The organism is Ralstonia flaminis, assembly GCF_958415495.1.
GTDB classification, from domain to species: domain Bacteria; phylum Pseudomonadota; class Gammaproteobacteria; order Burkholderiales; family Burkholderiaceae; genus Ralstonia; species Ralstonia flaminis.
In genome coordinates this window covers 94,826-114,247 of the sequence record NZ_CATZLL010000016.1, presented here as the reverse complement: position 1 = coordinate 114,247, position 19,422 = coordinate 94,826, and the positions used below count along the sequence as shown (strand labels likewise).

General features: G+C 62.7%; 15 protein-coding genes. 12 read left to right on the top strand and 3 right to left on the bottom strand.

All coding sequences use genetic code 11. The features are described from left to right. Window positions 1-50: 50 nt before the first annotated feature. Window positions 51-281 carry an LPS translocon maturation chaperone LptM gene (lptM, locus tag R2N11_RS21825; protein WP_199033237.1) on the bottom strand — a complete coding sequence of 77 codons (231 nt, stop codon included), beginning with the start codon at window positions 279-281 and terminating at the stop codon, window positions 51-53. A 125-nt stretch (window positions 282-406) separates the two neighbouring features. Between lptM and cyaY the strand changes: the two genes are divergently transcribed. Continuing rightward, window positions 407-748, top strand: a complete 342-nt coding sequence (gene cyaY, locus R2N11_RS21820) for an iron donor protein CyaY (RefSeq protein WP_316682364.1) — start codon at window positions 407-409, stop codon at window positions 746-748. A gap of 71 nt (window positions 749-819) precedes the next feature. Here cyaY and R2N11_RS21815 read toward each other — a convergent pair whose 3' ends face one another. Beyond that, window positions 820-3,243, bottom strand: a complete 2,424-nt coding sequence (locus R2N11_RS21815) for a penicillin-binding protein 1A (RefSeq protein ID WP_316682363.1) — start codon at window positions 3,241-3,243, stop codon at window positions 820-822. Between the two features lie 462 nt (window positions 3,244-3,705). Here R2N11_RS21815 and pilM point away from each other — a divergent pair, with 462 nt between their 5' ends. From pilM to R2N11_RS21770, 9 genes are all read left to right on the top strand, one after another. Continuing rightward, window positions 3,706-4,776, top strand: coding sequence for a type IV pilus assembly protein PilM (pilM, locus tag R2N11_RS21810; protein WP_316682380.1), 1,071 nt, complete (start codon window positions 3,706-3,708; stop codon window positions 4,774-4,776). An 11-nt stretch (window positions 4,777-4,787) separates the two neighbouring features. After that, complete coding sequence (locus tag R2N11_RS21805; protein WP_316682362.1) at window positions 4,788-5,426, top strand: PilN domain-containing protein; 639 nt, start codon at window positions 4,788-4,790, stop codon at window positions 5,424-5,426. A gap of 2 nt (window positions 5,427-5,428) precedes the next feature. Next, entirely contained in the window at window positions 5,429-6,088 is a 660-nt protein-coding gene (locus R2N11_RS21800; RefSeq protein WP_199030442.1) for a type IV pilus inner membrane component PilO, read from the top strand. Beyond that, the gene (locus R2N11_RS21795; protein WP_316682361.1) at window positions 6,085-6,630 is read left to right on the top strand and encodes a pilus assembly protein PilP; all 546 of its coding nucleotides are present in this window, start codon (window positions 6,085-6,087) and stop codon (window positions 6,628-6,630) included. The genes R2N11_RS21800 and R2N11_RS21795 overlap by 4 nt, the downstream gene beginning before the upstream one ends. Window positions 6,631-6,632: 2 nt before the next feature. After that, the gene (pilQ, locus tag R2N11_RS21790) at window positions 6,633-8,780 is read left to right on the top strand and encodes a temperature dependent type IV pilus secretin PilQ (protein ID WP_316682379.1); all 2,148 of its coding nucleotides are present in this window, start codon (window positions 6,633-6,635) and stop codon (window positions 8,778-8,780) included. A 141-nt stretch (window positions 8,781-8,921) separates the two neighbouring features. Further along, a complete protein-coding gene (locus R2N11_RS21785) occupies window positions 8,922-9,494 on the top strand; it encodes a shikimate kinase (protein ID WP_199030439.1) in 573 nt (190 codons plus the stop codon). Further along, the gene (aroB, locus tag R2N11_RS21780) at window positions 9,491-10,597 is read left to right on the top strand and encodes a 3-dehydroquinate synthase (RefSeq protein ID WP_316682360.1); all 1,107 of its coding nucleotides are present in this window, start codon (window positions 9,491-9,493) and stop codon (window positions 10,595-10,597) included. Before R2N11_RS21785 ends, aroB begins: the two co-directional genes overlap by 4 nt. A gap of 19 nt (window positions 10,598-10,616) precedes the next feature. Continuing rightward, window positions 10,617-11,783, top strand: a complete 1,167-nt coding sequence (locus R2N11_RS21775; RefSeq protein ID WP_316682359.1) for a deoxyguanosinetriphosphate triphosphohydrolase — start codon at window positions 10,617-10,619, stop codon at window positions 11,781-11,783. A gap of 78 nt (window positions 11,784-11,861) precedes the next feature. Beyond that, window positions 11,862-12,590, top strand: coding sequence for a carbonic anhydrase (locus R2N11_RS21770; protein ID WP_199030436.1), 729 nt, complete (start codon window positions 11,862-11,864; stop codon window positions 12,588-12,590). 148 nt (window positions 12,591-12,738) lie between these two features. Here R2N11_RS21770 and R2N11_RS21765 read toward each other — a convergent pair whose 3' ends face one another. Continuing rightward, window positions 12,739-13,413 carry an OmpW/AlkL family protein gene (locus R2N11_RS21765; protein ID WP_199030435.1) on the bottom strand — a complete coding sequence of 225 codons (675 nt, stop codon included), beginning with the start codon at window positions 13,411-13,413 and terminating at the stop codon, window positions 12,739-12,741. Window positions 13,414-13,684: 271 nt separating this feature from the next. Between R2N11_RS21765 and R2N11_RS21760 the strand changes: the two genes are divergently transcribed. Together R2N11_RS21760 and R2N11_RS21755 are read left to right on the top strand one after the other, a co-directional pair. Next, window positions 13,685-14,410 (top strand): transposase, encoded by a 726-nt coding sequence (locus R2N11_RS21760; RefSeq protein ID WP_316682358.1) that lies wholly within the window; start codon window positions 13,685-13,687, stop codon window positions 14,408-14,410. A gap of 270 nt (window positions 14,411-14,680) precedes the next feature. Beyond that, a complete protein-coding gene (locus R2N11_RS21755) occupies window positions 14,681-19,402 on the top strand; it encodes a glutamate synthase-related protein (RefSeq protein ID WP_430715465.1) in 4,722 nt (1,573 codons plus the stop codon). Window positions 19,403-19,422: the final 20 nt, after the last annotated feature.

The window sequence follows — 19,422 nt, the reverse complement described above, 5'->3', positions numbered from 1 at the left end:
GGGCGCCATCTTGAGCAGGGCAGGTGGCGCCGGTTGAAAAGAGAAGCGGATCAGCGGTTGGCGGGCACCGCGCTGGCGGCGTCTGCAGCGGGTTTGGCGCCAGGCACCGGCGGTTGCGGCACGGCGTTCGGGCCGGCGATGCCGGGGTCGGTCGTTTGCGGCGCGGTCGGCGCAGACGGCACCTTGGGCATGTACAGCGGCCCGCGAATCCCGCAGCCGGATAGACCTGCGGCCGTCAGGGTCAGGCCGACAGTGGCTACAATGGCGGCGATTCGTGTCATCGGATGGTGATGCGGAAAAGAGCCCAAGGGTGCAACCTTGCGGCAATCAGAGTCACATGGGGCGAGGCGCTAAACGGTTGAAAAAGGCCGCCATGCCGCGCCCGCGCAAGATTTTGGAGTGTAGCATGCCCCCCCTGACCGAATCGGAGTTCTTGGCCCTGGCCGACGCTGAGCTTAGCCGTGTCGAACGCATCGTCGAGGATGCCGCCGATGAGGCCGACGCCGACATCGAAGTCAGCCGTGTCGGTAACGTGCTGACGCTCGAATTTGACGACGGCTCCAAGATCATCATCAACAGCCAGGCGCCGATGCAGGAACTATGGGTGGCCGCGCGTGCCGGCGGATTCCACTTCCGCCATAGCGACGGCCGCTGGACGGACACCCGCAGCGGCGAAGAGCTTTACGTTGCCCTGTCGCGCTATGTCAGCCAGCAGTGCGAAGTGGATGTGACGCTGGCTGCCAACTGACCGCTACGCGTATCCGCCGCACCAAACAAAAAGCCGCCCCGAAGGGCGGCTTTTTTCGTTGGCAATGAAGCTCAGTTGCCGCGGAACATGTCGAGAATCTTCTGCTTCTCCTGTTCCGGTGTCGGCGCCAGGCTGCCGTTTGGCTGCGGCTGGTCGCCGCCCGGTGCCGAAGCAGGGCCAGAGGCGCCCGGCATCGCATCGCCCAGGCCCACCGAGGCGATGCCCTGGCCGTTGGCGTACTCCTCGTAGGCCCAGTCGCCGGCCATCTGCACCACACCTTCAGGCGGCTGGCGATCTGTCTCGGGCTGGCCCTTGAGGGCATAGCTCATGTAGTTGATCCAGATCGGCAGGGCCAGGCCGCCACCGGTTTCGCGGTCACCCAGGCTGCGCGGGTTGTCATAGCCCATCCAGGCCACGCCAACCAGCTTGGGCGTATAGCCGCAGAACCACGCGTCGAACGAGTCGTTGGTGGTGCCTGTCTTGCCGGCCATGTCGTTGCGGCCCAGCTTGGCCTTGGCCTGATAGCCCGTACCGTTCGACACTACGCTACGCAGCAGCGAGTCCATGATGAAGTCGTTGCGCGGATCGATCACGCGCACGGCGTCCTTGGCGGCCGTCATCGGGTGTGTCTGCTGGATGACGGTGCCGCGCGCATCGACCACGCGATCAATGATGTACGGGTTGACGCGGTAGCCACCGTTGGCGAATACCGAATAGGCGCCGGCCATCTGCAGGATCGTCACCGAGCCCGCGCCCAGCGCCATCGGCAGATAGGCGGGGTGCTTGTCCGCTTCGAAACCGAAGCGCGTGATGTATTGCTGCGCGTACTGCGTGCCGATGGTGCGCAGAATGCGCACGGACACCAGGTTCTTCGACTTCTGCAGGGCGCGGCGCATCGTCATCGGGCCGTCGTAGCCGCCGCCGTAGTTCTTCGGCTCCCACACCTGTCCACCGGTGTCGCCGGTCGGGATCGACAGCGGTGCATCGTTGATCACCGTAGACGGCGAAAAGCCCTTGTCCACCGCCGCCGAGTAGATGAACGGCTTGAAGCTCGAGCCCGGCTGGCGCCACGCCTGTGTGACGTGGTTGAACTTGCTGCGGTTGAAGTCGAAGCCACCGACCATCGAGTAGATCGCGCCCGTCTGCGGATCCAGCGAGACAAAGCCCGAGGCCACTTCCGGCAACTGCGTGATCGACCACTTCTGCGTCTTGGTGTCCTGGATCACGCGGATGACCGCGCCCGGACGCAGCTTGATCTTCGGCTGCGCATTGGCCGACAGCGCTGCCTGCGCGAATTTCAGGCCGTCGCCCGCCAGATCGATCGTCTCGCCCGACAGCATGGTCGCGCGCACCAGCTTGGGCGCCACGCTCACCACCACGGCCGATTGCAGATCGTCGCTGCTCGGGTGTTCGAGCAGGGCATCGTCGATGGCCTGTTCGCGGTCGTCCGCGTCGGCGGGCAGATCGATGAAAGCTTCTGGGCCGCGGTAGCCATGGCGGCGCTCGTAGTCGAGGATGCCGCGACGCACCGATTGATAGGCCACGTCTTGATCGCCCTTGCGCAGCGTCGTATAGACGTTCAGGCCACGCGTGTAGGTCTCTTCACGGTACTGGGCGTACATGAGCTGGCGCACCATTTCTGCCACGTACTCGGCGTGCACGTCGAATTCATGGCCCTCGCTGCGCACCGGCAGTTGTTCGTTGATGGCCTGGGTGTACTGCTCCGGCGTGATGTAGTGCAGGTCGCGCATGCGCTGCAGGATGTACTCCTGGCGCACCTTGGCGCGCTTGGGGTTCACCACCGGGTTGTATGCCGACGGCGCCTTGGGCAGGCCGGCCAGCATGGCGGCCTCGGCCAGGGTGATGTCCTTGATGTTCTTGCCGAAGTAGATCTGCTCGGCGCTGGCAAAGCCGTACGCGCGCTGGCCGAGGTAGATCTGGTTCATATAGAGCTCGAGGATCTGGTCCTTGCTCAGGCTGGCTTCGATCTTGTACGAGAGCAGCATCTCGTAGATCTTGCGTGTGAATGTCTTCTCGCTTGACAGGAAGAAGTTGCGCGCCACCTGCATCGTGATGGTCGATGCGCCCTGCGACAGACCGCCGTGCAGGTTGGCGAGGCCCGCGCGCAGCACACCAACGAAGTCCACGCCGCCGTGCTCGTAGAAGCGGTCATCCTCGATGGCGAGCACCGCGCGCTTCATCACGTCGGGCATCTGCGAGATTGGCACGAAGCTGCGGCGTTCCTCTCCGAACTCGCCGATCAGGACGTTGTCGGCGGTGTACACGCGCAGCGGAATCTTCGGCCGGTAGTCGGTGATGACGTCGAGCGACGGCAGGTTGGGTGCGGCCACCAGCAGGGCGTAGCCCACCAGCAGCGCCCCGACGACCCCCATGGCAACGAACAGGCCGAGCATCCAGAGGAGCAGGCGCGCCCACAGCGGGCGGCGGGCTTTGGGCGGCTTGGGCGAAGCTGGGGTGGTTTGGGCAGTAGCCATTACAGGGGGCACCGGGGGTGTCAGTCAGCGTGGCGGCGATTATATCTTCGGGACCGATAGGGGCCTGCGGCCAAGGGCGTAACAGCGCGTAACGACTGTCACGCCGACTGCGCTGGTGGTGCTTGTGCAGCACTTGTGTGGTTTATTCGGCACAACACGCGTGCCGATTGTGCGCTCGCGCTAGCCTGATTCAAGGCGGTGAAGAATCCGCCGTTAGAAGTAGACGAAACGGAAAGCAAGTCAGACGAAAGGGGTATCCCCCGACCGTGGGGTTTTGACAACGCTTTGCGAATCGGCGCCTGCGAAATGCATTGCGGTCCGCCGGAGCGTTTGCCTGTTCTAAAGGATTTTGTGAGAATCCAGCAGCAAATCCATGCAGGCTATGGCGCACGTTGGACGGGTAATGGGCGCCAGGGTTCAAAAATATATAAACGGTGGGGTGTCTCTGTGCGACGGGGTTTGTTGTCCGGCCTGCTGCGCCGCAATATCGTCGGGATTGATATCGGGTCTTCCAGCGTCAAAGTGGTGGAGCTATCCGCCAATGGCAAGCAGGGGGATTTCCGTCTCGAGAAATGCGCCAGCGAGTTGATTGAACGCAGTGCCGTCGCTGACGGCAATCTGGTCAATATCGATGCGGTGGGTAGCGCACTCAAGCGCGCCATCGCCAAGGCCGGTATCCGCAGCAAGGATGCCGTGCTGGCCATTCCTTCCAGCCTGACGGAATCGCAAACCGTCAGCCTGCCTGACAACCTGACCGAGGACGAGCTCTTCGTGCAGGTCGAGAGCGAAGCCAACCGGCTGTTTCCGCCCTCGCAAAACGTCAACTTCGACTATGTCGTGATCGGCCCATCCGAAACCGAGGGCGGGGTCGGTGTGCGCGTGACGGCAACGGTCTCTGAGCGTGTGACCGAACGCGTGACCGCTGCCGAGATGGCTGGCCTGAAGCCGGTTGTCATGGATGTGGAAGAAAACGCCATCCAGCGCGCCATGACGCACATGCTGGCGGTCAAGCAGGATGCTTCTGAAACCGAGATGCGCGACATGCCCGTGGTGGCGATGTTCCATCTGGGTAGCGCCCGTTCGCACGCGCTGTTCTACCAAGGCTGGAAGGAGCTGTACGAGCAGCCTTTGTCTGGCTCGGGTGACCAGCTCACACAGAGCATCTCGCGCCTGTTTTCGCTCGACCTGCTCAAGGCCGAGGTGAAGAAGCGCAAGAACACGCTGCCCGACGAATACCGTAGCCAGTTGCTCAAGCCCTCCCTGGAGACGCTGGCGATGGAAATCAGCCAGGCCATCCAGAACTTCATGTCGACCTCGAGCGTTGGCCGGGTCGACGAGATCGTGCTCTCGGGGGGGCATGCATCGCTGCTGGGCGTGCAGACCGCCATTCAGCAGCAGACGCAGATCAACACGACGCTGGCCAACCCGTTTGCCAATATGGGTGCGGCCAAGAACGTCAACGCGCGCTATCTGCAACGCGATCTGCCGGCGTACATCGTCAGCGCGGGCCTGGCCCTGCGCGGGCTGCAATAAGGAGCGGGGCGATGGCCAATGAAAGCGCGAATGCCGTGAATGCGCTCCCGAGCGTCAATCTGCTGCCGTACCACGCCGAACGGCGTGCGGACAAGCGCAAGAAAGTCTTCATGAGCCTGGGCGGCGCAGCCGTTGTGGGCGCCGTGGTGGTGTTCCTGGGTGGCATGGTGATCGATCACCAGACCGAAGAGGCGCAGCGCATCAATGATGTCCTCACGCAGAAGAATGCGGAGATGGACAAGCAGATCGTTGAGGTGAACACGCTCAAGAAAGACATCGAAGACCTGCTGCAGCGTCAACAGGCTGTCGAGAGCTTGCAGAACGAGCGTAACCGCCCGGTGCAGTTGCTGGAAGAACTGGTGCGACAGGTGCCGGAAGGTGTCTATCTGACTTCGCTCAAGCAGGACGGCGACAAGTTCACGATTGCCGGTGTGGCGCAGTCGAATGAGCGCGTATCGGACCTGCTGCGCAATCTGAGTTCGGTGCCCTGGCTGGATCGCGCCGAATTGGGCGAGTCCGTCGCCACCACGATGACGAACAACCTGAAGGAGCAGCGTCGTCTGTTCAATTTCACCGTCCGCTTCCAGTGGAAGGCTGAGCCGGCAACTCCGGCCAAGCCCGGTGCGGCCGGCGCAGGGGCAGGGAAATAATCATGGCGCTCTCGACTGATATCTCGCTGGAAGACCTGGTCAGCCAGTTCCGTGGGCTGAACCTGAATGAGCCGGAAACGTGGCCAATCGCGCCGCGTATCCTGTTCATGATTCTTGCCGCCGTGCTCGTGATCGTGCTGGGCTGGCAGTTTTACTGGAGTGGCAAGTTCGACGAGCGCGATGCCAAGCGCACTGAACAGGAACAGCTGAAATCCGCCTACCAAAGCAAGCTTGCGCAGGTGGTGAACCTCGATGCGCTGCGCAAGCAGAAGACCGAGGTGGAGCAGCGCGTTGCTAAGCTCGAACTGCAATTGCCCAACAAGACCGAGATGGATGCGCTGCTGGCCGACGTCAACCACGCCGGTATCGCGCGCGGGCTGACGTTTGATCTGTTCCGTCCGTCTGCTGCTGTGGTCAAGCCGTACTACGCCGAGATCCCTGTCGCCGTGAAGGTCAACGGCCGCTACCACGACATGGCGCTGTTCGCCGCCGACGTGGCCGCGCTGTCGCGGATCGTCACGCTGCAGAACATCGCGCTGACTGGCACCAAGGACGGCGGCATGGTGATGGAGGCGCGTGCAGAGGCGTATCGTGCGCTGGATCCGGATGAACAGGCCGCCCAGCGCAAGGCAAATGCTGCCGGCAAGGGAGGCGCCAAATGATGGGCGAGACCTTGAACCGCCGCCGGATGGCGCCCATCGCGCGTATCGCGCCGCTGTGCCTGGTTGTCTTACTGGGTGCCTGCGGGGCAAACGCAGATGACGAATTGCAGCAATGGATGCAGCAGGCACGCCAGAGCGTCAGCACGACCGTGCCGCCGCTGCCGCAGCCCAAACCTTACGCGCCGCGCGAATACACGACCACCAAGCAGACTGATCCGTTCAGCGTGCAGAAGGTGGCGGAACTCTCGCGCGCGCAGAACGAATCGCCAGAACCGAACCGCCGTCGCGAGCCGCTCGAAGACTATCCGCTGGAAGCCTTCAAGCTGCTTGGGACGATGAAGCGCAACGGCGAGACGGAAGGCGTCGTGTCTGTCGGGGACAAGACGCAACACGTGCATGTGGGGCAGTACATCGGACAAAACTATGGTCGTATCGTCCGCATCGGCGATCAGGAACTCACCCTGCGTGAGCTGGTGCGCGAAGGCACGACCGAATGGAAAGAAAAAATGACTACCCTGAAAGTTCAGGAGGGCGCGCAATGACGATGCATCTCGTGAAGGGCCGCCTAGCGCAGGCAGTTCGAGTGGCCCGGGGGGGCGCGGCTGCATGGCTTTCGCTGTGCATGTTCATGGTGGCGGGGCAGGCGCTCGCGCAGCAGGCCCCCGCCTCCGGCAATGTCATCGAGAAGGTGGAACAGGCCACGGCCGGCGAATCCACCGTCGTGACCGTCACCCTGAAGGATGCACCCGCACAGAAGCCGGTGGAGTTCAGCACGCAGCAGCCTGCGCGCATCGCCATCGACTTTTTTGGCGCGAGCTTCGCCCAAGGGCGTGCCAACTATCAATATGGCGGCAAGCTGCTGCGTTCGGCCAACATCGTGCAGATCGGCGATCGCACGCGTGTCGTGCTCGATCTGGCGCGCCAGACGCAATACAAATCGGAAGTGCGGGGTAATCAGTACGTGCTGACGCTGGAAGCTGCGCCGGTGGCGGCTGCCGTATCTGCGCCGACCTTTTCTGCACCGGCCCCCGTCGCGGGCGGCGAGCGCCCGGCTGTGCGCAATGTTGATTTCCGCCGCGGCGAGGATCTTGCCGGCCGCGTGGTGGTGGACCTGTCGACTGCCAACTCGGCAATCAATATTGCCCAGCAAGGTCAGAACCTGGTCGTCGACTTTGTTGGCGCGACGCTGCCGCAGTCGCTGCGTCGTCGCTATGACGTGAGCGACTTCGGTACGCCCGTGCAGGCCATGCGTGCCACCGATAGCGGCACCGGCGCGCGCTTGGTCATCGAGCCGCGTGGCAATTGGCAGTACAGCTCGTACCAGACCGACACGCAGTTCGTGGTGGAAGTGCGCCCGACCAAGGAAGATCCAAACAAGCTGATCTCAGGCCCCGGCTATCGCGGTGAGCGCCTGTCGCTGAACTTCCAGAACATTGACGTGCGCTCGCTGCTGCAGGTCTTTGCGGACTTCACCAACCTGAACATCGTCACCAGCGACAGCGTGACGGGTACCCTGTCACTGCGTTTGAAGGACGTGCCGTGGGACCAGGCGCTGCAGATCGTGCTGGACTCCAAGGGTCTGGCCTCGCGTCGCAACGGCAACGTGTTGTGGGTTGCGCCGCGCGGCGAGCTGGCGACCAAGGAGAAGGCTGAGCTGGAGTCTCAGCAGCAAGTGACCGAACTGGAGCCGCTGCGCAGCCAGGTGTTCCGCCTGAACTATCAACGTGCGGATGATGTGCGCAATATGCTATTGGGTACCGGGGCCGCTGGCGGCGGCGCTGCGGCAGGCGGTACGGCATCCCGGATTCTCTCCAAGCGAGGTTCGCTGACTTCGGATGCGCGTACTAACCAGCTGTTTGTGTCGGACATTCCTAGCAAGCTGGAAGAGGTGCAAGCCTTCCTCCAGAAGATCGACATCCCAGTCCGCCAAGTGATGATTGAGGCTCGTATCGTCGAGGCCAACGATACGTTCAGCCGCAATTTGGGCGCGAAGCTCGGTTTTGCCTCAAAGACCAATGGCGCTGGCTACGGCAACTCTTATACCAATGTTGTTGCACCGGTCACGCAGGGCGGCACGTGGGACAACAGCCCGGCCATCAGCTTCCCGGCCAACGGCATTAACGGCGTGAACCCTGCGAGCGTGGCTGTGAGTCTGTTCAACGCCGGTGCCGGCCGCTTCTTGGCGCTCGAACTGTCTGCACTGGAGGCCGACGGCCTCGGCAAGATCATCTCCAGCCCGCGTGTCGTTACTGCTGACAACATCAAGGCGCTGATCGAGCAGGGTACCGAGATCCCGTATCAGCAGGCCACATCCTCCGGGGCGACCTCGGTGTCATTCAAGAAGGCCAACCTGAAGCTGGAGGTCACGCCGAAAATCACGCCGGACGGCAACATCTTTATGGATGTCGATGTGACCAAGGACAGCCCGAACACCAGCTTGGCGATTGTGGGCGGTATCGCCATCGATACCAAGCATGTGCAAACACAGGTGCTGGTCGAGAACGGCGGTACGGTCGTGATCGGCGGGATCTTCACCCAGACCGAGTCCGACAGCGTGACCAAGGTGCCGCTGCTGGGCGATATTCCAGTGGTTGGCAACTTGTTCAAGACCACATCCAAGACCAACAACCGCACGGAACTGTTGATCTTCCTGACCCCGCGTGTGATGTCCGATCAACTGTCGCTCAAATAAAGCGATCCGTCGGAGTCATTCTCCGCAAGGCCCGGCCTCCTCATGGAGCGCCGGGCTTTTTTGTGTTCTGCAGCCAGGTTTGCGCAGGATGGTGGGAAAAAGCCACTACAATCGCACTCAACTTCCTGATTTCACGCGATTTTGTCTGTTTCCAACGTTTTTTTCGTCGGCCTGATGGGCGCCGGTAAGACGACGGTCGGCCGCGCGGTGGCTCGCCGGCTCGATCTGCCGTTTTTCGACTCCGACCACGAGATCGAAGCGCGTTGTGGCGTGCGCGTTCCCATCATCTTCGAGCATGAAGGTGAGATGGGTTTTCGCGACCGAGAGACCCACATGATCGACGAGTTGACCGCGCGCAGCGGCGTGGTCGTCGCGACGGGCGGTGGCGCCGTGCTGCGGCCCGAGAATCGCGCCTTCCTGCGCGAGCGCGGCACCGTCATTTACCTCCGTGCCAATCCGCACGACCTGTATCTGCGCACGCGGCACGACAAGAACCGGCCGCTGCTGCAAACAGAAAACCCGCGTGCGAGGCTCGAAGAGCTGCACGCGATCCGCGATCCGCTGTACCGCGAGGTGGCACACTTTGTCATCGAGACCGGCAAGCCCACCGTCGCTCAGCTTGTTAATATGGTGCTGATGCAACTTGAGGTGGCCGGCATCGTGGCACCGCCTGCAGATTCCCCCACCTCCTCGCAAGTCTCCCCTCAGCCATGATTACCGTCGATGTCGACCTCGGCGATCGCGCCTATCCGATCCATATCGGCTCTGGGCTGATCTCCCAGGCAGCGCTGTTTGCTCCCCATATTCGCGGCGCACGTGCCGTGATCGTCACCAACGAGACCGTTGCGCCGCTGTATGCCGCCAAGGTTGAAGAGGCTGTCCGCTCGCTCGGCAAGGCTGTCGATACGGTTGTGCTGCCCGATGGCGAGTCGTTCAAGAAGTGGGAAACGCTCAACCTCATCTTTGATGCGTTGCTGACGGCGGGTGCAGACCGCAAGACCACGCTCATTGCCCTGGGCGGTGGCGTGATTGGTGACATGACCGGCTTTGCCGCCGCCTGCTATATGCGCGGCGTGCCGTTCATCCAAGTGCCGACGACGCTGCTGTCGCAGGTGGACTCCTCCGTAGGTGGCAAGACGGGGATCAATCACCCGCTGGGCAAGAACATGATCGGTGCATTCCACCAGCCGCAGGCGGTGCTGGCCGACATCGAAACGCTGCGCACCTTGCCTGCCCGTGAATTGGCCGCCGGCATGGCCGAGGTCATCAAGCACGGTGCGATTGCCGACACCGATTACTTCGCCTGGATCGAGCAGAACATTACGGGTCTCAACAACTGTGATACCGACCTGATGGCCGAGGCCGTGCGTGGCTCGGTGCGCATCAAGGCATCCGTGGTGGCGCAAGATGAGCGGGAAACCGGCCTGCGTGCCACGCTCAACTTCGGTCATACCTTTGGCCATGCCATCGAGGCTGGACTGGGGTACGGCGAGTGGCTACATGGCGAGGCCGTCGGCTGCGGCATGGTAATGGCGGCGGACCTGTCGCATCGCCTGGGCTTTATCGATATCGACACGCGCAACCGCATCACCGCGCTCACGCGGGCGGCCAACCTGCCGACCGTGGCGCCGGACCTGGGTATCGATCGTTTCATCGAGTTGATGCGCGTCGACAAGAAAGCTGAAGCCGGCGAGATCAAGTTCGTGCTGCTGCGCAAGCTGGGCCAAGCGTTCGTGACCACCGTGCCCGATAGTGACTTGCGCGCTACCCTGCAGCATGCCGTGCTGCGCCCACCCACCGAGGCGCCCGTCGCCTGACGCCAGAAGAGATGGCCCGATGAACGATCGACTCGATTTGCCGCCCGCGCCGTTCGATCTCGAGGGCCATCTCGCTCCCTACGCCGCGCATGCGGCGCAGACGCGCGGCCGCGTGCACGCCGAGCCGCCATCCACCTCGCGCACCGAGTTCCAGCGCGACCGCGATCGCATCATCCATAGCACCGCGTTCCGCCGGCTCGAATACAAGACGCAGGTCTTCGTGAACCACGAGGGCGACCTGTTCCGCACGCGTCTGACGCACAGCCTGGAAGTCGCGCAGATCGCCCGCTCGATCGCGCGCAGCCTGCGGTTGAACGAAGACCTGGTCGAGGCGATTTCTCTGGCGCACGACCTGGGCCACACGCCGTTTGGCCACGCGGGGCAGGATGCGCTCAACGACTGCATGAAGCCGCACGGCGGCTTCGAACACAACCTGCAGAGCCTGCTGGTGGTCGATCGGCTGGAGGAGCGCTACGGCGGCTTTGACGGCCTGAACCTCACGTTTGAGACCCGTGAGGGCATCCTCAAACATTGCTCGCGCAACAACGCGGCCACACTGGGTGATTTGGGGCGGCGTTTTCTCGAAGGGCAGCAGCCCTCGCTGGAGGCGCAGCTGGCCAACCTGGCCGATGAGGTCGCATATAACAACCACGACATCGACGATGGTCTGCGCTCCGGCCTGATCACGTTGGAGCAACTGGAAGACGTGCCGCTGTGGGCGATCCACCGCCGTGAAGCCGAGGCGGCGTTTCCGAATGCGGGTGGGCGCCGCCTCATTAACGAGACGATCCGCCGGATCATCAATGCACTGATCGTTGATCTGATTGCCACGACGCGCGCGGGGATCGCAGAGATTGCGCCGCAAAATATCGATGACGTGCGTGCGGCGCCGGCACTCGTGGCGTTCTCTGATCCGATGCGCGAAGAGGCGCGCGTACTCAAGCGATTCCTGTTCGACAACCTCTATCGGCACTACCTGGTGATGCGCATGGCCGCCAAGGCCCGCCGCATCATCGATGACCTGTTTGGCGCATTCCTCGACGATCCGCGCCTGCTGCCGCCGCAGTATCAGGCCAAGACGAACCCCGAGGAGCAGCCGCGCTGGATCGCACATTACATCGCCGGCATGACGGACCGCTACGCGATCAAGGAGCATCGCCGTATCTTTGCCGTTGATGCGGTCTGAAAGGATATCGGACCATTCTGAATGACGTGACTAAGTGTGGCGCCTACGATGCTCCTGTTTCCATCGTCAGGTGAATTGATGTCACGTCTTATTTTTGCATTGCTGGCCGCCTCGGCGTTCGGCGCACACGCTGCCAGCCCGGCGGATCATTTCGATTACCAGCACCAAGCCGAATGGCACGCGGTGCACGATGCGTTTCAATCGCCCATCGACATTCGCACGGCGGATACGATTGCCGCCGATGACGACGAGCCGGACGTCATCCGGTCGCAGTATGGCGAAGTCAAGGCGACGGTGGTCGACACGGGCCACGCGCTGCAGGTGAATGTGCCTGGTGGCGACGTGAAGATCCGCGGCCGGCATTTCACGCTGCGCCAGTTCCACTTCCACGTACACAGCGAGCACACCATCGACGGGCGTTGGTATCCGGCCGAAGTCCATTTGGTGCATACGGCCAAGGATGGCCGCATGGCAGTGGTTGGTGTGATGCTGGTGCCGGGCGAAGCCAATCCGGTGCTGGATGCCGTGCTCAAGGCCGCACGCAAGGGTGAGGCGCACGAGGTGCCCGATGTGGTCATCCCGGGCAAGCTGCTGCCGCACAGCGACGTCTACTACCACTACCTTGGTTCGCTGACCACGCCGCCGCTGACGGAAAACGTTGAGTGGTATGTGCTCAAGCAGCCGATCACGGCATCGCCCGAACAACTCGACGCACTACGCAGTTTCTATGCCGATAACTTCCGCCAGCGCCAGCCGCTCGAAGGGCGTGTCGTTACGAAGTTCGATCCGGCATTGCTTAAAAAGTAAGCGCAAAAAAAATGCCCGGCCGCCCCAACGCATGCCGGGCCGAACGTGCCAACCACCGTCGACGAGCGCCCCCGCCGTCGACGACCCCTGCGGCACGTCGGAAAAGTCGATCAGAAGAAGGTCTGTTCGCTGATCGTCTCCCTAAAAGTTAAAAGCGGTAGCCCAGGCCGATACCCAGCAGCCACGGGTCGACCTTGACCTTGCTGATGGTCTGGCCGGCCATCTTCACGTCGGCGCTGATCCAGGTCTTCTTCAGGTCCATGTTGAAGTACACGCGATCGGTCAGGCGGTAATCGAAGCCGACTTGCAGCGCGGGGCCGAAGCTGTTTTTGCTGAGGTCCAGCTGGCCGACACCCGGCACCTGCAGGTTCACGTTCGAGATGCGCGTGTAGTTGATGCCGGCGCCCACGTACGGCTTGAAACGTGATTCCGGCGTGAAGTGGTATTGCAGCGTCAGGATCGGCGGCAGGTGGCGGAAGTCGCCGATCTTGGTCGGGCCGCCCAGCGCGCTCTGCATGACCGTCACGTCTTGTTGTTGCGGATAGGTCAGGATCAGCTCGGCCGCGATGTGTGGCGTAAAGAAGTACGAAACGTCCAGTTCAGGGAATGCCTTGTTGTTGATCTGGATGGCGTCGGACGGAATGGCCAACGCGCCGACCGGATCGGATTTGTTGGCGGCCGTCAGGTTGACGGCGCGCAGGCGCACCATCCAGTTGCCGGTGGCCGGCGCCAGATCGGTGCTCTGCGCAAAGGCGGTCGGGCTGAAGATGCCAGCAAGGGCACCGGTGATTGCCGCAGCAGTGGCGAGGCGTGCAAAGGCCATGAAACGCTCCCTCTCGATATCGTCTTGTGAATGTGACGGGAGCCAGTCTCGCGGCAATGCAGGTCGATCGATTTGCGCGGGATCAATTTGAAGAGCGGGCGGGCGCTCTCACGCCTTGCGGTTTGATATCGGGCAAATCCAGCCGCGAATGTGGGCAATTCTCGTTGCGCTCGGGCGACAGCTCAAGCGCAACCGTTTGCTCATTGAAAAAATGGGGACAGATTCGGCGCTGTCGCGCTAGGATGTGCGCTTTCTACGCCCGTTTTTCGCCATGGCACGCCTGCCTCGCCTCAGCCCCATTGATGTTCCCGTGCACGTGTTGCAGCGCGGCAACAATCGCCAGGCCGTCTTTCGCACGGACGAGGACTACGCGTTCTACCTCGACACGCTGCGCATGGCCGCGCGCGAGCATGATTTCGCCATTCATGCCTTCTCGCTGATGCCCAATCACGTGCACCTGGTGGGCACGCCCAAGGTGGCAGATAGCCTGTCTCGCACGTTGCAAGCGGTCGGGCGACGCTATACGCGCTACTTCAATGGGGCGGCAGATCGGAGCGGCACGCTGTGGGAAGGGCGCTTTCGCTCGACCGTGCTCGACCCGGCCGAATGGGTCTTGCCGATGCTGCTGTACGTTGAATCCAACGCCGTGCGCGGGGGGCTTGTCACCTCACCGGAAGAGGATCGATGGAGCACCTATCGCCATCATGTCGGCATTCAGTCGATTCCGTGGGTAAGCGATCACTACTGTTACTGGCGTCTTGGTAATACGCCTTTCGAGCGCCAATCACGCTATCGGACACTCTGGCACGAGGGGCTCGGCTCTGATCAGCTCATGCAGATCCGGCAGCACGTGCATAGCGGTTGGCCGCTGGGCGGCGAGGCTTTCCTGGCCACACTGGCGCGTTCAGGTGGTCGCCGTGTTGCGCCGCTGCCCAAAGGGCGTCCGCCACGTAAAACCGTAGAAGTGGGGACGGGGGACGCCGCACCAGTAGCGTGATTGAACGCGGAGGCTGTCATCTTCAGGTGTGTCATTCCGCACCAAATTAATCTGTCCCCATTTATAAACCCGCACCGACAGCGTGCATTTATTAATTTACTCCGACCCTATTTAAAAACTTTTGCCTGATACGAATCGCTCTTTTATATTCGATCCACCCCGCATTCATGGTGCGGCGCGCCATAGGTTATTTGTCTACGCCCTGCACCCATGCGAGGGTCAAGGTGTGGATTTCGCGGCGTGCTGTGCCCACAACATCGGAAGATCGCCGTGGAACAACATTCTTTCCCCATCACGCCGTCGGCGCCGTCGGCCCAGGGTCTGTACGACCCGACCAATGAACACGACGCTTGCGGCGTCGGCTTCGTCGCACACATCAAGGGCAAGAAGAGCCACGAGATCGTCCAGCAGGGTTTGCGCATCCTGCACAACCTCGATCACCGGGGCGCTGTTGGTGCCGACCCGCTGATGGGCGATGGCGCGGGCATCCTGCTGCAGATTCCCGACCAGTTCTATCGTGAAGAGATGGCCAAGCAGGGCGTGAACCTGCCGCCGGCCGGCGAATATGGCGTCGGCATGATCTTCCTGCCAAAAGAACACGCCTCACGCCTGGCCTGCGAGCAGGAACTCGAGCGCACGGTGCGCCTGGAAGGCCAAGTCGTGCTGGGCTGGCGCGATGTGCCGGTCGACAAGACCATGCCGATGTCGCCCACGGTGCAGAAGACTGAACCGGTGATTCGCCAGATCTTCATCGGGCGCGGCCGCGACATCATGACCACCGACGCGCTGGAGCGGAAGCTGTACGTGATCCGCAAGACCGCCAGCCATGCCATCCAGGCGCTCAAGCTCAAGCACGGCAAGGAATACTTCGTGCCGTCGATGTCGGCGCGCACGATCGTCTACAAGGGCCTGCTGCTGTGCGAACAGGTTGGCCGCTACTATCAAGACTTGGCGGACCCGCGCACGGTGTCGGCACTGGCACTGGTGCACCAGCGTTTCTCGACCAACACGTTCCCGGCCTGGGAACTGGCGCACCCGTACCGCATGGTCGCGCACAACGGCGAAATCAACACCGTCAAGGGCAACGTCAACTGGATCAACGCCCGCACGGGCGGTATCTCGTCGCCGGTGCTGGGTGACGACCTGCCGAAGCTCTGGCCGCTGATCTATCCGGGCCAATCGGATACGGCATCGTTCGACAACTGCCTCGAACTGCTGACGATGGCCGGCTACCCGCTGGCCCAGGCGATGATGATGATGATTCCGGAGGCGTGGGAGCAGCACACGCTGATGGATGACAACCGTCGCGCCTTCTACGAATACCACGCCGCGATGATGGAGCCGTGGGACGGCCCCGCCGCCATCTGCTTCACCGACGGCCGCCAGATCGGTGCGACGCTCGACCGTAACGGCCTGCGTCCGGCGCGCTACTACGTGACCGACGACGACATGGTCGTCATGGCCTCGGAAGCCGGCGTGCTGCCGATCCCTGAGTCGCGCATCGTCAAGAAGTGGCGCCTGCAGCCGGGCAAGATGTTCCTGATCGACATGGAACAGGGCCGCATCATCGACGACAAGGAGCTCAAAGACAACCTGGCCAACGCCAAGCCGTACAAGAGCTGGATCGACGCCGTGCGCATCAAGCTCGACGAGCTGGACGCCAAGCCGGAAGACGTGGCTGCCGAGACCAAGCCGGCCGCCAAGCTGCTGGACCGTCAACAATCGTTCGGCTACACGCAGGAAGACGTCAAGTTCCTCATGGCGCCGATGGCCGCCAACGGCGAAGAAGCCGCCGGTTCGATGGGCAACGACAGCCCGCTGGCCGTACTGTCGAGCAAGAACAAGACGCTCTACAACTACTTCAAGCAGCTGTTTGCGCAAGTCACGAACCCGCCCATCGACCCCATCCGCGAAAACGTGGTGATGTCGCTCGTCTCGTTCATCGGGCCGAAGCCGAACCTGCTGGAGCTGAACAACATCAACCCGCCGATGCGCCTTGAAGTGAGCCAGCCCGTGCTGGACTTCAAGGACATGGCGAAGATCCGCAACATCGAGCACTACACCGGCGGCAAGTTCATGGCTTACGAGCTGAACATCTGCTACCCGGTGGCGTGGGGCAAGGAAGGCATCGAGGCGCGCCTCGCTTCGCTGTGCGCCGAGGCGGTCGATGCGGTCAAGTCGGGCTACAACATCCTGATCGTGTCGGACCGTGCGGTCGACGAGAAGCAGGCTGCCATTCCGGCGCTGCTGGCCACGTCTGCCATCCACCATCACCTAGTGGAGAAAGGCCTGCGCACGAGCACCGGTCTGGTGGTCGAAACGGGTTCGGCGCGTGAAGTGCACCACTTCGCGCTGCTGGCGGGCTACGGCGCAGAAGCCGTGCACCCGTACCTCGCCATGGAAACGCTGACCGAGATGGCGCCGGGCCTGGGTGTGACGCCCGAGAAGGCGGTCTACAACTTCACCAAGGCGATCGGCAAGGGCCTGCACAAGGTGATGTCCAAGATGGGCATCTCCACGTACATGTCGTACACAGGCGCGCAGATTTTCGAAGCGATCGGCCTGTCGCGCGAGCTGGTGGACAAGTACTTCCACGGTACGGCATCGAACGTGGGCGGTATCGGCATCTTTGAAGTGGCGGAAGAAGCCCTGCGCTTGCACCGCGATGCCTTTGGCGACGCGCCGGTGCTGGCCAACATGCTGGACGCCGGCGGTGAATACGCCTACCGCGTCCGCGGCGAAGAGCACATGTGGACGCCGGATTCGATCGCCAAGCTGCAACATGCCACGCGCGCGAATTCGTACCAGACGTACAAGGAATACGCCAACCTGATCAACGACCAGAGCCGCCGCCACATGACGCTGCGCGGCCTGTTCGAGTTCAAGGTGGACCCGGCGCGCGCGATTCCGCTGGAAGAAGTGGAATCGGCCAAGGAGATCGTCAAGCGCTTTGCTACCGGTGCCATGTCGCTGGGCTCGATTAGCACGGAGGCCCACACCACGCTGGCCGTGGCGATGAACCGCATCGGCGGCAAGTCGAACACGGGCGAAGGCGGTGAAGACGAGCGTCGTTATCGCAACGAACTGCGCGGCATTCCCATCAAGCAGGGCACCAAGCTGTCGGACGTGATCGGTCGCGAAGTGGTTGAGCGTGATCTGGAGCTGCAAGAGGGCGATTCGCTGCGCTCGAAGATCAAGCAGGTGGCTTCTGGCCGCTTTGGCGTGACGGCCGAGTACCTGGCATCTGCCGATCAGATCCAGATCAAGATGGCGCAGGGTGCGAAGCCCGGCGAGGGTGGTCAACTGCCAGGCCACAAGGTCACGGATTACATCGGCAAGCTGCGTTACGCCGTGCCGGGCGTGGGCCTGATTTCGCCGCCGCCGCACCACGACATCTACTCGATCGAAGACTTGGCGCAGCTCATCCACGACCTGAAGAACGTGAACCCGCGTTCGGACGTGTCGGTCAAGCTGGTGTCGGAAGTGGGCGTGGGCACGGTGGCCGCGGGTGTCGCCAAGGCCAAGGCCGATCACGTGGTGATCGCCGGCCATGACGGTGGCACGGGCGCTTCGCCGTGGTCGTCGATCAAGCACGCCGGCACGCCGTGGGAACTGGGCCTGGCCGAGACGCAGCAGACGCTGATGCTCAACGGCCTGCGCAACCGCATCCGCGTGCAGGCTGACGGTCAGATGAAGACCGGCCGCGACGTCGTGATCGGCGCGCTGCTGGGCGCGGATGAATTTGGCTTCGCCACCGCACCGCTGGTGGTCGAGGGCTGCATCATGATGCGCAAGTGCCACCTGAACACCTGCCCGGTGGGCGTGGCGACGCAGGATCCGGTGCTGCGCAAGAAGTTCTCGGGCAAGCCCGAGCACGTGGTGAACTACTTCTTCTTCGTGGCCGAGGAAGTGCGCGAGATCATGGCGCAACTGGGCATCCGCTCGTTCAACGAGCTGATCGGCCGCGCTGATCTGCTCGACACCAAGGCCGGCATCGAACACTGGAAGGCACGCGGTCTGGACTTCGCGCGCATCTTCTACCAGCCGGCCAAGAAGGAAGGCGAGCCGTGCTATCAGGTCGACGTGCAAGACCACGGTCTGGATCGCGCGCTGGATCATCAGCTCATCGAGAAGGCCAAGGCAGCGCTGGAGAAGGGCGAGCGCGTCTCGTTCATCCAGCCGGTGCGCAACGTCAACCGCACCGTGGGCGCGATGCTCTCGGGCGAGGTGGCCAAGCGCTACGGCCACGAGGGTCTGCCGGATGATTCCATCCACATCCAGATGCAGGGCACGGCCGGCCAGTCGTTTGGCGCGTTCCTCGCACATGGCATCACGCTGGATCTGGTGGGCGATGGCAACGACTACGTGGGCAAGGGCCTGTCGGGCGGCCGCGTGATCGTGCGCCCGCCGCATGAATTCCGCGGCGAGCCGACCAGCAACATCATCGTCGGCAACACCGTGTTGTACGGCGCGCTGGCCGGCGAGGCCTTCTTCAACGGCGTGGCCGGCGAGCGCTTCGCAGTGCGTAACTCCGGCGCCACCACCGTGGTGGAAGGCACGGGCGACCACGGCTGCGAGTACATGACCGGCGGCACCGTCGTCGTGCTGGGCGCCACCGGCCGCAACTTTGCGGCGGGCATGTCGGGCGGCGTGGCCTACGTCTATGACGAAGACGGTCTGTTCGACAAGCGCTGCAACACGGCGCAGGTCGCGTTGGAGTCCGTGCTGTCGGCGGCAGACCAGGAGAAGGCGCACACGCAGTCGACCTGGCACAAGGTCGATGGCGAGCGCGTGCTCGACGAGCAACTGCTCAAGGCGCTGGTGGAAAAGCACTTCCGCTACACCGGCTCCGAGCGTGCCAAGGAGCTGCTGGCCGACTGGAGCAACGCGCGCCGCCGCTTCGTTAAGGTCTTCCCGACCGAGTACAAGCGCGCGCTGACCGAGATGTACGAGCGCGAACAGGAAGCTGCCCGCGAACAGATCGCGGCCTGAGCTGACTCCAAGCGACTAGG

Excerpts from the sequence above, each read along its gene's own strand:
- lptM (WP_199033237.1), bottom strand. The coding sequence starts at position 281 with ATGACACGAATCGCCGCCATTGTAGCCACTGTCGGCCTGACCCTGACG.
- cyaY (WP_316682364.1), top strand. The coding sequence starts at position 407 with ATGCCCCCCCTGACCGAATCGGAGTTCTTGGCCCTGGCCGACGCTGAG.
- R2N11_RS21815 (WP_316682363.1), bottom strand. The coding sequence starts at position 3,243 with ATGGCTACTGCCCAAACCACCCCAGCTTCGCCCAAGCCGCCCAAAGCC.
- R2N11_RS21805 (WP_316682362.1), top strand. The coding sequence starts at position 4,788 with ATGGCCAATGAAAGCGCGAATGCCGTGAATGCGCTCCCGAGCGTCAAT.
- R2N11_RS21800 (WP_199030442.1), top strand. The coding sequence starts at position 5,429 with ATGGCGCTCTCGACTGATATCTCGCTGGAAGACCTGGTCAGCCAGTTC.
- R2N11_RS21795 (WP_316682361.1), top strand. The coding sequence starts at position 6,085 with ATGATGGGCGAGACCTTGAACCGCCGCCGGATGGCGCCCATCGCGCGT.
- pilQ (WP_316682379.1), top strand. The coding sequence starts at position 6,633 with ATGCATCTCGTGAAGGGCCGCCTAGCGCAGGCAGTTCGAGTGGCCCGG.
- aroB (WP_316682360.1), top strand. The coding sequence starts at position 9,491 with ATGATTACCGTCGATGTCGACCTCGGCGATCGCGCCTATCCGATCCAT.
- R2N11_RS21775 (WP_316682359.1), top strand. The coding sequence starts at position 10,617 with ATGAACGATCGACTCGATTTGCCGCCCGCGCCGTTCGATCTCGAGGGC.
- R2N11_RS21770 (WP_199030436.1), top strand. The coding sequence starts at position 11,862 with ATGTCACGTCTTATTTTTGCATTGCTGGCCGCCTCGGCGTTCGGCGCA.
- R2N11_RS21765 (WP_199030435.1), bottom strand. The coding sequence starts at position 13,413 with ATGGCCTTTGCACGCCTCGCCACTGCTGCGGCAATCACCGGTGCCCTT.
- R2N11_RS21760 (WP_316682358.1), top strand. The coding sequence starts at position 13,685 with ATGGCACGCCTGCCTCGCCTCAGCCCCATTGATGTTCCCGTGCACGTG.